Source organism: Solirhodobacter sp., from assembly GCF_964715405.1.
Genome location: NZ_CBAICG010000019.1, coordinates 1 through 12,112 on the forward strand (window position 1 = coordinate 1; position 12,112 = coordinate 12,112).

Genomic DNA, 12,112 nt, shown 5'->3' on the forward strand with positions numbered 1-12,112 from the left:
GGTCATTTCGTGCAGTTGCTTGGTCATGCGTCGACTCCTTCGCTAACCTTGCGGGTTTCGCCCTCGAAGGTCTCGTCGCCGTCCAGGGGGACGAAGCAGCTGGCGCAATGCCACCCGACGAGGCCATCCCACACCGGGTGGGCGACACGGTGCAACGAAAGGCCTACATCTGGGCATTTGCGGTTCATGCGATAGCAGGTGAAGCAGATCGCTCCCCCGCCGCTGTTCACCTCGCGCACCCAATAGACGCGCCCAACGATTGGGTCGACGCCGGGCTCGGCGCACTCTTCGATGCACCTGACCGCCATGTTCGGTCCGATCTCAGCGGCCATCGACGAACCCCTTTCCCAGCACCAGCTGCCGCTCCAGGCAGACGTCGATCCAGATGATCACCCCGAACGGCGCCTTGTAGGTCTCGCGGCGCACGACGAAATGCACGCCCGGCTCGACGCGGATCAGCATGAGCGGGTTGCGCGACCAGTCGTGATCGCCCACGTCAGCCTCATAGGCCGTCAGCAGGCTGTTGTCGGGGATGACGATCGTGCGGTTCATGGTCGGTCCTCGGCGAAAAGCGGCATGCCGCTGTGGTCGTCGGCCTCGCTCGCGCCGGCGACGGCGACCAGCGACGCCTTCAGTCGCTTCTGCGCCATCGCCGCATAGTCGGGATTGACCTCGATCAGGATCGCCGAGCGACCAAGGCCGGCCGCGGCGAGCGCGGTGGTTCCGGCGCCGCCGAAGGGATCCAGCACCACCCCGCCGGGCCGACAGCCGGCGAGGATGCACGGCTCGATCAGTTCGACCGGATAGGTGGCGAAGTGCGCCTCGGCGTAGGGACGGGTCGCGACGGTCCAGACCGAGCGCTTGTTGCGGGTCTCGCGGATCGCCTTGAATGAACCGCCGCGCAGGCCGTCCTCGGCCCGCTCCGACCATTTTCCGTCGTAGTATCCGCCAGGGCGCTCGACATGGCGAGTCTCGCCTGGGGCGTAGATGGACGGCTCCGCGATCGCATCCTGGTCGAAATAGTAGTCGAAGCCGCGCCAGCGGGCCACCATGCGGGCCGGATCGTCCGTCGTCGGCTTGGCGATCTTCTCGCTCAGATCGGGGCTGTAGGACCACTCCCGCGAGTCGACCGCGCGGTACAGCAGCGTCCGGCTCGACTTGGCCAGCAGGAAGATCGACTCATGCGCCTTGGTGCAGCGGTCGGCGACGCTCTCGGGCATGGGGTTGGATTTATGCCAGACGATCTCCTGGCGCAGCACCCAGCCGTCGTCCTGGAGGGCGAACGCCAGACGCCAGGGGATGCCCAACAATTGCTTGTCGCCACCGGCGCGCGTTCCGGGGCCGTCCCCCGGGCCCACGAAGCCATCCGACGAGCCGATCTTGGACACCGGGCTCAGGGTCTTCAACTTCGGGCCGCCCCCGACATGGCCGTTGCCCTTGAGGGTCGAGGACGCCGATGGCGGTCCGCCGCGCTGGCGCGCGACCTGGGCGTCGCGATATCCCCACGCGTCCTTGTTCTTGCCGTTCGGCCCAGAGCCGCCTTTGGCGGGGGCGCGTCCATAGGAATCGCCGATGTTGATCCAGACGACGCCGTCGTCCTTCAGCACGCGCCGGGCCTCGCGGAAGACCTCGACCAGGGCCTGGACGTAGGCCTGCGGCGACTGCTCCAGGCCGATCTGCTCGTCGTGGCCGTAGTCGCGCAGGCCATAGTAGGGCGGCGATGTCACCACGCAGTCGACGCTGGCGGCCGGCAGATCGGCCAGCACAGCACGACAATCGCCGACGATGATGCGGGTGGCGCTCAAGCGAACACCCCGTCGCGGCTGCTGGCGTCGTCGCAGCGCAGGCACAGGTGCAGATCGGCGAAGAAGACGCCCTCGGGGCCGCAGTCGACCTTGAAGGTGTGGTAGGCGTAGCGGTCGCCGAAATGGATGCACCCGCCGCAGGCGGCGCACTCGTAGCGCTGGCCCGCGTTGGGATGGTAGACCTTGTGCAGGTCGCTCACGGGCGCACCTTTTCGGAGCGGGTGAGGTTGGCGGCGTTGCAGCAAGCGGCGGCGATAGAGGTATGGTGACGGTTGCTAAACCACAGGGCGACGGCGATCAGCACCCTGTCCTTCGCCTTGATCAATTCCCGGCTTTCCAACGCCTCCAGCGCCAGCTTCAGCTTCAGCGGGATCGCCTTGTCGACCGCCGCGCGGTAGTTGCGGATCGCCCGCTCGCTGGAGCCGGTCTGCGCCGCCAGCTGTTCGAGCGTCATGCCGCGGTCCTCGGCCCAGGTGATCAGATCGGCGCCGGTCATTTCTTCAACTCCCTCGACTGGATCGCCTCGATGGCCTGGGCCTGATCAGTGCAGGTGTCGGCCCAGCGGCGGGCGTAGTCGCGCACGCCGGGGAGGGCCAGATCGCCGAGCGCCGCCACTTCGGCCGCCAGCACCGCCAGTTGGCGGGTCTTGATGATCAGCTCGTCGACGGCGTAGTTGGCCAGCACCCTCGCCTCGTCTCTGGCCAACTGGGCGCGGGCGGCGGGACTGGCCGTGGCGGGGAAGGTCCTCTTCAGCGGTTCGACGGTCATCAGGAGACCCTCATCGGCATGAGCACGCCGACCGCGCCCTCGGCCTCATTGGTGACCCGGATCGGGCTGTTGCCGGGGGTCGTAGGACCGACAAGGCTTTCCGCTGACGCCTTGGTGCGTTTGGCGAAACCGAAGGTGACGCTCTCGCCGCCGAAGGTCTTCAGCATCGAGGCCAGATAGTGGCCATTGATGGCGATTTCCTCCTTGTCCAGCTTCGGGTCGGCCTTGCAGCGGATCGAGCGCATGGTCATCAGGCCGTTGCTGCCGCTGAGGTTCAGGCGCAGCGTGTCGTGGCCGACGAAGGTCAGGCGCACGCCAGCGGTCTTTTCCCCGCTGAGGGCGACGAGGGCCTCGACGGCGGTCAGCAGCGCCTTGGTCGGCACGCTCGCCTTCCATGTCGACGCCTCGTCTGGGATGACGCGCTCGTAGTCGGGGAAGGACCCGTCGATCAGCTTGAAGGTCTCGACCACCGGCCCCGCGACCAGACGGCCATGAGTCGCGCCGAACAGGTCGATCTTGTTGTTGTCGTGCTCGCGGCCCTTGAGGATCGAGACGATGTCCTCGACCGCCGGCCGGGGGATGATGGCCCCGAACGGCGCATAGCCGCCGTCGGCGTCGGTCTTCAGCAGGCGGTGACCGTCGGTGGCGACGGCGGTCAGCCTGGACAGCTGACCTTCCGGCCCTGGGCGGGCGTGCAGGAAGACCCCGTTGAGGTAGTAGCGGGTTTCCTCGGTCGAGATCGCCGGGCGCACGAAGTCGAACAGCTCGCGCAGGGGTCCGCGAATTCGGATCGGCTTGTCGTCGAGCAAAAAGGGGCTTTTGGGGATGACCATGTGCGGGAAGTCGTCCGCCGGCAGCGTCGCGAAACCGGTCGTGTCGGCGCCGACGGTGACGTTCAGGCGCTCGCCATCGAGTTTGAAGTCGACCTGACCGGCCGACTTGCTCAGCAGCCCCAGGAGCGGTTTCAGCTCCGTGCAGGCCTCGAACGTCTCGATGCCGGGCGCCTCGACGGTGACGGCGATCTGGCGGTCCAGGTCGGTCCCGTAGAGGGTCAGCTTGTCGCCAAGGCCGACGAGGTGGATGTCGCTCAGGATCGGCATGGTCGCGCGGTGGTCGACCGCGCGGCCGACAATGCGCAGGGCTTTCGTCAGGGACTTGGCGTCCATGGTGAAGCCGCCGTGGGCGGTGGTGGTGGCTTTGGCCGTGGGGAGCGACGCGTCGCGCTCAAGGATGGCCGCCAGCGTTCCGACGGCGGTCGAGTCGCCGGCAAGAAGGTCTGCGAGGATCGAGCGCACGTCCGGCGTGGCCAGACGGCCGACGGCGGCTTTGATGTCGCTCCTGCTCGGAACGGCGACGGTGGCGGATTGGGTCATTGGGTTTCCTGGTGGGGCTCTGGGGTTGAAGACTCGGCCTGGGCGACTTTCGCCACATGGTAGGGCGGCATGGACCAGTTGGGGAACTGCTTGGCCATGGCGCGCCCGAACGCCGCCGCGCAGCTCTGGCTGTGGAAGGCGTCGTCCTGGTAGGAATCGCCGTCCCAGACGTGCATCACCCGGACGGAGCGGTCGACGTCGCTGAAGCGGTGCGAGACGATCTGGTGGTTGGAGTATTTCGCGGCCTCTTCCAGCGTGCGCGGCTTGGCCGCGAAGCTGGTCGAGGGGTCGCGCCGGCAGGCGATCGGCCCCTCGCCGAACCAGACGGTGGTGGTCTTCTTGGCGATGGGGGCGCCGCAGTTGCGGCAGAGCGGGGCGGTCAAGGGTTCACCTCGACCGCGCCGACCTCGAAGGCGCTCCCAGCGGAGCGGGCGGCCTCAAGCGCTTCATCCCACGTGTCGAAGGCGTGGGCGTTATCACCGTGAGCGGTGATCGCGCAGCCGAATTTCGCATCGTAGGACGAGACATAATGCTCTTCGTCCTCGGGAAGGCCGTGGACGCGGACGGCGATGAATTTGGTGGTCACGTTCGGATAGTCCTGGTGCTGCACCGGCTGAAGCCCGGCCCGACCTACATAGGCGGCAATTATGCCGCTTGCAAGCCCCTGGAGCGCAGCACCGCGCCGATCATGCCTGGGCCATGGACCTTCACGTCATAGCCGCAGGTTTCCAGCAGGGCGCAGGCGTCGCGCGCCTCGTTGACCCAGGTGCCGGTGGTGCGGAAGGTCTCGCCGCCGACGATCAAGCCCATGCTGAGGTCGGCCCCGACCGTGAAGCTGATCTCTTCGGCGACGTGACACTGGTCGACCGCGTGGTGCTCGCCGTCGAGCAGGCAGCCATCCCAGCCCCAGGTCTCGACCCAGTCGAAGCCCGCGCCGACCATCAGCTCCATCGCCGACAGGGTGACGCTGACCGCGGTGGGCACGCGCTCCTTGCCGACCAGCAGGTCCTGGGTCTCTTCGTCGGCGCTGTGCCACAACTGGATATTGAGCCCCATGTCCATAGCCATGTGGAACACGGCGGGGTGAAGCTTGGAGGCCATCAGGTAGGTGGTGCGCCTGGGGGCGTCCTTGAGGAAGTTGCAGACGAGGGCCTGGGGATCGCAGGCGGCCCAGTAGTCGGGCCCGTCTGGGAACAGCCGCAGCGCGCCGTTGATGGCTAAGGTTGGTAACCAGCCCTCATAGGCCCGCGCGGACGGTCCGTTGCCGACGATGGCGATCGGCCCCCCGGAGCCGAGCATGTCGACCTCGGGAAGCCCCAGGGTGAGCGCATGGGCCACGTGCGCTCGCAGGTCGGCCTTGACCGGCTCGGCGACCGAATCGATCGGCGACAGCACTAGGCGGACTTGGCCAGCGCCCAGGTCTTGGTGTTGACCCCGACCAGGGTGAAGGACTTGAAGCCCGCGACGACGACGGCGGTGTTGGTCGCGGTCGAGCCGATTCGCGTGCCGGTCGAGGGGTAGACCTTCGTCCCCTGGGTGCAGTTCGAGAACACCCGGCGGCGGCGGCCGGTGACCGGCGCCGGCAGGCGGATGCCCTTGGCCGAGGTGGTCGAGACGCTGATGATCGCGTCCGGGGCGGTGAACGGCGTCGCCGACGCCTGGACCGACCCGACGGCGGTCAGGAAGTCGGGGATGCCGTTGGCCTCTTCCTGCCAGATGGCCGCCCCGGTGCCCACGGCCACCGCGCGCCAGGGGCGCTGCTTGGTGGTGTTGATCCACAGCGAGCCCACCGTGTAGTCCTGGCTGACGTCGTTGGACGCGCCGGGATCAGTGGTGGCCGAGAGGTTGTTGCGGCCGACGCCGATGACGGTCCAGCCCGAGGCGATCAGCGGGCCGATGTCGGGGTAGGACACGCCGCTGATCTGCCCGTAGGCGTCCAGCGTGTAGGTCGCGCCTGATGCGCCGAACACCGAACCGGTGGTGATGGTCGACGGCGCCTGCATTTTGACGGTGGCAGCGGCCATGGATCGTTCCCCCTGAGTTGGCCCTACGGATCGAGCGCACGATAAGCACCATTTTTCAGGAAAGCTATACCGGCTCGCGGCGCAGGGCGCTGGCGTGGAATCGCTGCTCGAACGGACGGCGGCCGGTTCCTGGAACCCAGGCGCAGATCACCGTCAGCGTCTCGGGGTCCAACTCGACCACCAGCATCCGCCTCGACGAGCCGACGCGGTAGACGAGCGCCCCGACCGTGAGCCAGCCAACGTCCCCCATGCGGGGACGCTGACAACAGTGGGGAGGTTAGGGAAGGGTGCGCCGCTTCCACCAGGGCGCGGTGTGGGAACCCTCCTGCTCCAGCATCCTGTCGTGCTTGATCGCCGCCTGACCGCAGGTGTGACACAGCTTGGCGATGTGGTCGCCCGATTCGGCGCGCAGGATGCCCTTGGCGGCTCGCGTGCAGAGCGGGCCTTCGCAGGTCCCCAGCTGGTCGAACCAGACGGTCACCGCAGCATTTCGCGGCCGAATCGGTTGGCCCAGGTCTCCAGCGCGTCGGTATCCGGGTTCAGCCGTCCCTCGACGATGTCGGTGACGGCCGCCTCGATCTGGGCGCGGGCGTCTTCGTCGCTGTCGGCCGTCAGGTAGGCGCTGAAGTTGACCGGCGTGAGCAGGGCGGGAATAGCCTCGCCATCGATCGCCTTCTGCCGGTCGTCATCCGGCGGCAGGGCGTAGAGGAAAAACTGGTGGCGTGCGCCTTCGCGGGTGATCACCGGCAGCGGACGCCCTGCGATCGGCTCCAGGTGGATCAGGAACAGCACATAGCTATGCCACACCGGGTGAGCCCAGCGCGCCTCGATTATCCAGGCTTCGAGGGTCGCATCGTCCGGCGCGAAAGTCCGCTTCAGGCGCTCCATGTCGATCTTCCAGGCGCGGCCGTGGGGCCCGGCGATGTCGGGGATCGACAGCACCTCGTCCAGGACGCGGTCGTCCTTGATGGCGTCCGGCTGGCCCGCGAGCGCGGCCAGGACGGCTATCGCGGTCGAGCCCGTGCCCACCACGACGACGGTGGGGCCTTTGTTCTGGTCGGTCATAGCTTCCTCGCTGGGGTGCGCGCGGGCGGCTCGCCGGCGGGCTGGTGGTCGTTGCGTCGCCCGTCATCGCCGGGCTGGGGCGCGTGGTCGTTGAACCACGGGTCGTGGGTTATGGCCGGATTGCCGTATCGACCAGGGCTCATGGCCAACTCGAACAAATAATCCAGCTGTTCCTCGGTCTCGCGCACGCCGACCAGTTGGCCGTCGACCGTGGCGATCATCGTGCCGGCGTAGACCTTGGTCGCCTCGCCGGGCTTGGCGGCGGGGATATCGGCCGCGCGCCAGCCGAGGATGCCCCAGGGGGTCAGCCGACGCTTTTCCCCGGTGGGGGAAGTGACGATGATCGGTCTCATGCCGGGCCCGCCGCGCCGCAATAGCCCTCGGTATGCTCGAACCGGTCGCCCTCGGCCGCGAACACGGCCTGAAGGGCGGTGTTGAAGTTGGGTTTTGGCTGGGTATTCATGTGGGCCCGGACGGCCGCGAGGAAGGCGCCGGTGCGCTTGGCTTCCGACCAGCGCCACGCCATGCACAACGAGCCTATGCAATGCGGGTGCGTGTTCACTTCTCTGGATGCCAGAAAGCCTTGTGCCCTGAAGCAGACGGACGTCCGAGCCGCGGGCTCGGTCTTTGCGTTGTTGGCCATCTATCCTAATCCCTTGATCAGGGAGCCGGGCGTCAGCCCGCTGCCCTCGACGACCACATGGGGTGGCCCTCCCACCTGCTCCAGCAGCACGCCGATCATCGCCGTGGGCGGGGTTCCCTCCAGCCGCCACGCGCGGCCGACGCAGCGATACTGGCGTGGGCCCCAGATGATGCCTTCCCCGGCGGTTGGGGCGCTGTCCCAGTCGAGGGTGGCGAGGGGCGGCCGTTGCGGCGCGCCCCCGACGATCAGCAGCAGCTCGACCCTCACAGCACCGGCTCGCTGGCCGCGGCGACGATCGCGTCGGCCTCGAAGGCCGCGTCCATGAGATCGTCGTCGCCCAGGAGGCCGCGAACAAGCGCGTTGCCGACGGCGATCTGAACCTCTTGGGGCTGAGCCTGCATGTGCGCGCGGCCCTTGTTCTGGCAAATCTTGGCCGTCGTGATGCCCAGGTGTTCGAAGTCCCGCGCGACGGCCGTGACCTCGGCGTTGCGCGTGAATTTGTCGGGGCCGGCGTCGACGTGGTCGGCGAAGGCCTCGACCGCCATGTTGTGGATCACCGTGGTCAGGCAGCCGAAACAGACCGAGCGCTGGTCGTCGGCGCTCACGCCGGCGCGGCGGCGGATGATGGCCTCGGCGGCGGCCAGCACTTCTTTGGCGGTCTCGATGAAGGTGGCGTCGGGGAGGTGGACGAGGTCGGGGCGGTCGTCTAGCTGGGTGTAGGGCATGGGGATCAGGTCCTGGTGGGGTTGGGTTTCAGTCACGGCTAAGGGCGCCGGGCCGCTTTCGCGGTGGCGCCCTTCCCGGCCTCGAAGGCCTACCGTGGCGAGCGGTTATTGCGCCAGCTTCAGCACCTTTCCGCCGATCCGCTCGAAGTCAACCCGCTGGTCCTGATACTTCACGCCGCGAGCGTAGGCGGTGATCGCGGTGGAGGCGTCGTACAGGGTCTCGATCGGACGGCCTTCCTCGGCCACGTGCACCAGCTTGATCGCGCTGGCCGCCGAGCGGCTGAAGGTCTGACCTTTGAGGAAGTCGTCGATGTCGTCGATCCGCTTGGACTTGGCGTTCTCGATCGCCTGGGTGATCGACAGGCAGGACGACTTCGAATAGGCGTCCAGGGCCGGGGCGACTTCCTCCAGGAACTTCTCGGGCGCGCTCTTGGAGTGGCGGATCGAGACTTCCTTGATCTCTTCGGCGCCCCACACCGTGCGGTTCTTGCAGGCGTAGTCGAACAGGAAGCCGGTGATCGACAAGGTAGTGTCGCCGACCTCGCTGTTCTTGACGAAGAAGCCCCGCGCCAGGGTTCCCGACTCGCCATTGCGGCGGTTGGGAACCTCGATCCGGTTCTTCTCGTCGGCCAGGAACACGAACATATTCCGGTCGCTGGCATAGAGGGTGGTGTTGTCCTTGGTCACCTCGTCGAGGGCGACGCCAAACTCGCCAGGGACAGTCCAATCGCCCGTAACGCCATCGCCGAACCGGTCGATCAGCTGCTGGACGATGTCGAGGTCGCGGACCCGGCCGTAGTTGGGGCCGGTGGCCGCCGCCAGCTGGGCGTGGCCCAGCTTCAGGTGGTCGTGGGTGTAGATGCCGACGTCGGTGATCGATTCGCGCGCCAGCCCGTAGTTGATGCAGTCGGCCGCCAGATCGGGCCGCAGCTTGGGCAGGTAGGAGGCGGGCGCCCCGGCGCGCTGGGCCAGCTGGGAGAAGGCCCAGTTGGTCGGCAGGGTGGGCTGGTCGTCGACGAGCAGGGCGAGCGCCCTGCTGTCGCCGTCGACGGGGACGGCTTGCAGCTTGCGGGTCGAGACGACCTGGGCGCGGGCGTCGTTGGCGACCGATTGCTTGAAGTCGCGCAGCGACGGCAGGGACAGGAAACGCTCGTCCGCCGCGCGGGTGTACCACTGGTGGGATGCTTCGGAGAGGGTGGTCATGGAGTAGTCCTTTCGGTGGGCCTGGGCCCGGATGATCTGAAAAGCCGTGATGGTCTCGTCAGCAGCGGCCTGACCGCTGGACCGGGCGTCCGCGAAGAGCGCCCGGTTTCGACCTGTTTTTTGCCTATTCGAACCTCCTGACCTTGATGTCGCCGTGGTTGACTTCCTCGTAGCCCGCGCCGTCGAGCCGGACATGGCCCCAGGGGGTGGACTCGTTGATCAGCGTGCGGACCTCTTTCTTGACCTGGGTCCTGGTCAGCCACGCTGGGGCGGTGACGGTGACGGTGATGGTGTGCTGTTTCTTGGCCTTGGCCATCAGACGGCCTCCCCGTAGACGATGTCGGCCAGATCGGGCGCGTCGGAGCGCAGGATGCGTTCGAGCAGCGCACGGGCGCGGTTGAGGGTGTTGGGCTTAGTCAGGTCCCAGCCGGCTTCCTCGGCGGTGGCGACGGTGTCGACCAGACGGTAGGGGTCGCGGGCGCGGTCCATCAGAACCCCTCCCGCAGCCTCGGCGCGCCGAGCGTGTAGAACGGCTCGACATCGTCGAAGTCCTCGTCGAGGACGGGAAGGGAGCCGAACTGTTCATCGAAGGCGATCAGTTCGGCGGTCGACATGGGCTCGCGGCTGTGGACCGCGATGCCCGACGGCGAAGTGTAGACTTGCATTGGGTCGTCCTGGTGTTGAAGAGCGGGCTGAAGCCCCGCTCGGCTGAGTCACAAGGTAGGCGGCATTTTTGCCGGATGCAAGAGCGGTGGTGGAGATTTTTCTAGTCGACCTCGACTAGGTCGAATCGGTCGATCTCGTCGGTCGTCAGGTCGCGGTCGGTCTGGATGACGCCGTAGCGATAGCGCGAACGCGGGATGTCCTGATAGGTGCGGCCGTCCTGCGGCGCCTCGATGTAATGCCAAGCTACGCCGGACGGAAGGCCGCCAAACGGGGCCGGGCGGATAGTGGTGGCGATCTTCATGGTTCGCGTCCTCCTACCCAACGCAAGAGGCCCGCGACCTGGATTGATCGCGGGCCTCTCCCCGTGGGGTGTCTTGTCGGGGGGCTCTAAGCGACCCCATCGGGCGCCGCGCCGGCTGTACTCATGCGCCCCGCTTGGCGAGGTCATAACTAGACCTGCCATATCGTATGCGCAAGGGGCGATGGTGATTTTAGCCCATTAGAAGGCCGTGGGCGGGTTTTTGCGGTTTCGGGCGCATTGGCCCGCGAAAATCGCTCGCGCCAGAATTCCACCAGCGCAAGGGGTTGCTCAGACCTCGGCCAGCGCCTTCATTTTCGCCGAGTGATCAGCCGCGCGCTGGAAATACATATCCCGTTCGGCCTCCATGCGCCGGATCGTCGCGCGGATCGCCTCGACCACCAGCGGCCTGCGGCAGACGCCGACCATCAGTTGCTGTTTCACGTGGAACACTCCTGGGGCAGTCGCCACTTCACCGCCTTCTTGCCCGGCTTGGCCTTCGCGCCGCCGCTGCGGCCCTTCTGGAGCTGGCCACGGGCCGCCATCATGCTTAGGCAGCTGTAGGCCTCGCGCTGGTCGGCGGGGCCTTCCTGGGCGATCTCGCCGGTGGTCATCGACCGCCCGGCCTTCGTCAGGATTTCGATCACGCGCTCTGGCTTCACCGGAAGGCCCCCAGTCGCCGGCTGAGACCGTGGTCTCAATGGGAAATATGTCTCCCTACCGGCCGACGCGGAACATGCCGCGCATCGGCGCCCACGTCAAATCGGCCGGTGGAAGGGCGCGCTATGGGTCTGCTGGACGCTGAAGCTGAGGCAGGCGTCCGCGGTGGGTCCACGCCAGTTCATGTGCCGCCAGCAGTAGCGCAGCCCGCTGTCGATCGGCCGCTTGTCGAGGTTGCCGCAGCCCCCGCATGTCAGCCCCGCCAGACCGCTCGGGGACGGCGACGCCGGCGGCTTGCCCTCGGCGCCGTACAGGAACCGCTCAAGCGGCGACGGCAAAGTCGTCCCGATCCTTGAGCGTGAACCCTGGCGCTTCGTCGCCCAGGTCGATCTGCTCGATCAGCCACGCCGCGGTGGCGGTGAAGTCGAGCCCGGCGGGCGGGTAGTAGGCGCGGCCGTCGACCACCACCGGCGCGGGCTGCTCGCGCCACCACCGCCCGTCGCCGGGGATCACCGGCCCTTCCCCTTCGCCGCACCCTTGTCGGGTTTCAGCATCGAGCCGAACGGCGGCTTGGTCGGGCCGACCTGGACCTTGTAGCCGCCGGACGGGGTCTGGGGTTTGGGTTTGGGCTTGGCGGCCATGGCGCTAGGTTCCAGTCAGCCCTTGCGGGTCTCTCCAGCCGTCGAACCAGTCGCCGCCGGCAAAGCCCACGGCGCGGTCGAGGGCGTGCGGGCCGCTGAAGATGGCCACCTCGAAGTTTTGGTCGTCGGTGCTCCAGCAAGCGACGAGGTACTGGCCGCCGTCCTCGGGGTTTTTCCTCAGCGTGGCGATGCGCTTGGGCGCGCCGGCCTGCTCAGTGGTTTCGTCGAAGCCTGCCATGGA

At 67.4% G+C, this 12,112-nt stretch carries 28 protein-coding genes; all 28 read right to left on the bottom strand.

The window, feature by feature from the left end; translation table 11 throughout:
- Positions 1-23 precede the first annotated feature (23 nt).
- The 28 genes from AC11WY_RS10080 to AC11WY_RS10215 all read right to left on the bottom strand — a co-directional run bounded on the left by AC11WY_RS10080 (position 24) and on the right by AC11WY_RS10215 (position 12,109).
- Positions 24-332: a hypothetical protein gene (locus tag AC11WY_RS10080; protein WP_482924989.1), complete on the bottom strand. Its 309-nt coding sequence runs from the start codon at positions 330-332 to the stop codon at positions 24-26.
- A complete protein-coding gene (locus AC11WY_RS10085) occupies positions 322-552 on the bottom strand; it encodes a hypothetical protein (protein ID WP_482924991.1) in 231 nt (76 codons plus the stop codon). Before AC11WY_RS10085 ends, AC11WY_RS10080 begins: the two co-directional genes overlap by 11 nt.
- Positions 549-1,805: a DNA-methyltransferase gene (locus tag AC11WY_RS10090; RefSeq protein ID WP_482924993.1), complete on the bottom strand. Its 1,257-nt coding sequence runs from the start codon at positions 1,803-1,805 to the stop codon at positions 549-551. Before AC11WY_RS10090 ends, AC11WY_RS10085 begins: the two co-directional genes overlap by 4 nt.
- The gene (locus AC11WY_RS10095; RefSeq protein WP_482924995.1) at positions 1,802-2,005 is read right to left on the bottom strand and encodes a hypothetical protein; all 204 of its coding nucleotides are present in this window, start codon (positions 2,003-2,005) and stop codon (positions 1,802-1,804) included. Before AC11WY_RS10095 ends, AC11WY_RS10090 begins: the two co-directional genes overlap by 4 nt.
- Positions 2,002-2,301, bottom strand: coding sequence for a hypothetical protein (locus AC11WY_RS10100; RefSeq protein ID WP_482924997.1), 300 nt, complete (start codon positions 2,299-2,301; stop codon positions 2,002-2,004). The genes AC11WY_RS10095 and AC11WY_RS10100 overlap by 4 nt, the downstream gene beginning before the upstream one ends.
- On the bottom strand, positions 2,298-2,573 hold the full coding sequence (locus AC11WY_RS10105) for a hypothetical protein (RefSeq protein ID WP_482924999.1): 276 nt from the start codon (positions 2,571-2,573) through the stop codon (positions 2,298-2,300). Before AC11WY_RS10105 ends, AC11WY_RS10100 begins: the two co-directional genes overlap by 4 nt.
- Positions 2,573-3,946: a DNA polymerase III subunit beta gene (gene dnaN, locus AC11WY_RS10110; RefSeq protein ID WP_482925001.1), complete on the bottom strand. Its 1,374-nt coding sequence runs from the start codon at positions 3,944-3,946 to the stop codon at positions 2,573-2,575. Before dnaN ends, AC11WY_RS10105 begins: the two co-directional genes overlap by 1 nt.
- Positions 3,943-4,329 carry a hypothetical protein gene (locus AC11WY_RS10115; RefSeq protein ID WP_482925003.1) on the bottom strand — a complete coding sequence of 129 codons (387 nt, stop codon included), beginning with the start codon at positions 4,327-4,329 and terminating at the stop codon, positions 3,943-3,945. The genes dnaN and AC11WY_RS10115 overlap by 4 nt, the downstream gene beginning before the upstream one ends.
- Positions 4,326-4,532, bottom strand: a complete 207-nt coding sequence (locus tag AC11WY_RS10120; protein ID WP_482925005.1) for a hypothetical protein — start codon at positions 4,530-4,532, stop codon at positions 4,326-4,328. The genes AC11WY_RS10115 and AC11WY_RS10120 overlap by 4 nt, the downstream gene beginning before the upstream one ends.
- Before the next feature lie 59 nt (positions 4,533-4,591).
- Positions 4,592-5,341 carry a hypothetical protein gene (locus AC11WY_RS10125; protein WP_482925007.1) on the bottom strand — a complete coding sequence of 250 codons (750 nt, stop codon included), beginning with the start codon at positions 5,339-5,341 and terminating at the stop codon, positions 4,592-4,594.
- Positions 5,341-5,970 carry a hypothetical protein gene (locus AC11WY_RS10130; protein ID WP_482925009.1) on the bottom strand — a complete coding sequence of 210 codons (630 nt, stop codon included), beginning with the start codon at positions 5,968-5,970 and terminating at the stop codon, positions 5,341-5,343. The genes AC11WY_RS10125 and AC11WY_RS10130 overlap by 1 nt, the downstream gene beginning before the upstream one ends.
- A 64-nt stretch (positions 5,971-6,034) precedes the next feature.
- Positions 6,035-6,220: a hypothetical protein gene (locus tag AC11WY_RS10135; protein WP_482925011.1), complete on the bottom strand. Its 186-nt coding sequence runs from the start codon at positions 6,218-6,220 to the stop codon at positions 6,035-6,037.
- A 27-nt stretch (positions 6,221-6,247) separates the two neighbouring features.
- Positions 6,248-6,451, bottom strand: coding sequence for a hypothetical protein (locus AC11WY_RS10140; RefSeq protein WP_482925013.1), 204 nt, complete (start codon positions 6,449-6,451; stop codon positions 6,248-6,250).
- A complete protein-coding gene (locus AC11WY_RS10145; protein WP_482925015.1) occupies positions 6,448-7,035 on the bottom strand; it encodes a hypothetical protein in 588 nt (195 codons plus the stop codon). Before AC11WY_RS10145 ends, AC11WY_RS10140 begins: the two co-directional genes overlap by 4 nt.
- The gene (locus tag AC11WY_RS10150) at positions 7,032-7,388 is read right to left on the bottom strand and encodes a hypothetical protein (RefSeq protein WP_482925017.1); all 357 of its coding nucleotides are present in this window, start codon (positions 7,386-7,388) and stop codon (positions 7,032-7,034) included. The genes AC11WY_RS10145 and AC11WY_RS10150 overlap by 4 nt, the downstream gene beginning before the upstream one ends.
- Positions 7,385-7,561 carry a hypothetical protein gene (locus AC11WY_RS10155; RefSeq protein WP_482925019.1) on the bottom strand — a complete coding sequence of 59 codons (177 nt, stop codon included), beginning with the start codon at positions 7,559-7,561 and terminating at the stop codon, positions 7,385-7,387. The genes AC11WY_RS10150 and AC11WY_RS10155 overlap by 4 nt, the downstream gene beginning before the upstream one ends.
- 117 nt (positions 7,562-7,678) lie before the next feature.
- The gene (locus tag AC11WY_RS10160; protein WP_482925021.1) at positions 7,679-7,945 is read right to left on the bottom strand and encodes a hypothetical protein; all 267 of its coding nucleotides are present in this window, start codon (positions 7,943-7,945) and stop codon (positions 7,679-7,681) included.
- On the bottom strand, positions 7,942-8,403 hold the full coding sequence (locus tag AC11WY_RS10165) for a hypothetical protein (protein WP_482925023.1): 462 nt from the start codon (positions 8,401-8,403) through the stop codon (positions 7,942-7,944). The genes AC11WY_RS10160 and AC11WY_RS10165 overlap by 4 nt, the downstream gene beginning before the upstream one ends.
- Before the next feature lie 105 nt (positions 8,404-8,508).
- Positions 8,509-9,606 carry a hypothetical protein gene (locus tag AC11WY_RS10170; RefSeq protein WP_482925025.1) on the bottom strand — a complete coding sequence of 366 codons (1,098 nt, stop codon included), beginning with the start codon at positions 9,604-9,606 and terminating at the stop codon, positions 8,509-8,511.
- A gap of 124 nt (positions 9,607-9,730) precedes the next feature.
- On the bottom strand, positions 9,731-9,922 hold the full coding sequence (locus tag AC11WY_RS10175) for a hypothetical protein (protein ID WP_482925027.1): 192 nt from the start codon (positions 9,920-9,922) through the stop codon (positions 9,731-9,733).
- Positions 9,922-10,095 (bottom strand): hypothetical protein, encoded by a 174-nt coding sequence (locus AC11WY_RS10180; protein WP_482925029.1) that lies wholly within the window; start codon positions 10,093-10,095, stop codon positions 9,922-9,924. The genes AC11WY_RS10175 and AC11WY_RS10180 overlap by 1 nt, the downstream gene beginning before the upstream one ends.
- Positions 10,095-10,271, bottom strand: a complete 177-nt coding sequence (locus tag AC11WY_RS10185) for a hypothetical protein (RefSeq protein WP_482925031.1) — start codon at positions 10,269-10,271, stop codon at positions 10,095-10,097. The genes AC11WY_RS10180 and AC11WY_RS10185 overlap by 1 nt, the downstream gene beginning before the upstream one ends.
- Positions 10,272-10,372: 101 nt before the next feature.
- Positions 10,373-10,573, bottom strand: coding sequence for a hypothetical protein (locus AC11WY_RS10190; RefSeq protein ID WP_482925033.1), 201 nt, complete (start codon positions 10,571-10,573; stop codon positions 10,373-10,375).
- Positions 10,574-10,861: 288 nt separating this feature from the next.
- Positions 10,862-11,014, bottom strand: a complete 153-nt coding sequence (locus AC11WY_RS10195) for a hypothetical protein (protein ID WP_482925035.1) — start codon at positions 11,012-11,014, stop codon at positions 10,862-10,864.
- Entirely contained in the window at positions 11,011-11,232 is a 222-nt protein-coding gene (locus tag AC11WY_RS10200; RefSeq protein ID WP_482925037.1) for a hypothetical protein, read from the bottom strand. The genes AC11WY_RS10195 and AC11WY_RS10200 overlap by 4 nt, the downstream gene beginning before the upstream one ends.
- Before the next feature lie 319 nt (positions 11,233-11,551).
- Positions 11,552-11,743 (bottom strand): hypothetical protein, encoded by a 192-nt coding sequence (locus AC11WY_RS10205; RefSeq protein ID WP_482925039.1) that lies wholly within the window; start codon positions 11,741-11,743, stop codon positions 11,552-11,554.
- A complete protein-coding gene (locus AC11WY_RS10210) occupies positions 11,740-11,871 on the bottom strand; it encodes a hypothetical protein (RefSeq protein WP_482925041.1) in 132 nt (43 codons plus the stop codon). The genes AC11WY_RS10205 and AC11WY_RS10210 overlap by 4 nt, the downstream gene beginning before the upstream one ends.
- A 4-nt stretch (positions 11,872-11,875) precedes the next feature.
- On the bottom strand, positions 11,876-12,109 hold the full coding sequence (locus tag AC11WY_RS10215) for a hypothetical protein (protein WP_482925043.1): 234 nt from the start codon (positions 12,107-12,109) through the stop codon (positions 11,876-11,878).
- Between the last annotated feature and the right edge of the window lie 3 nt (positions 12,110-12,112).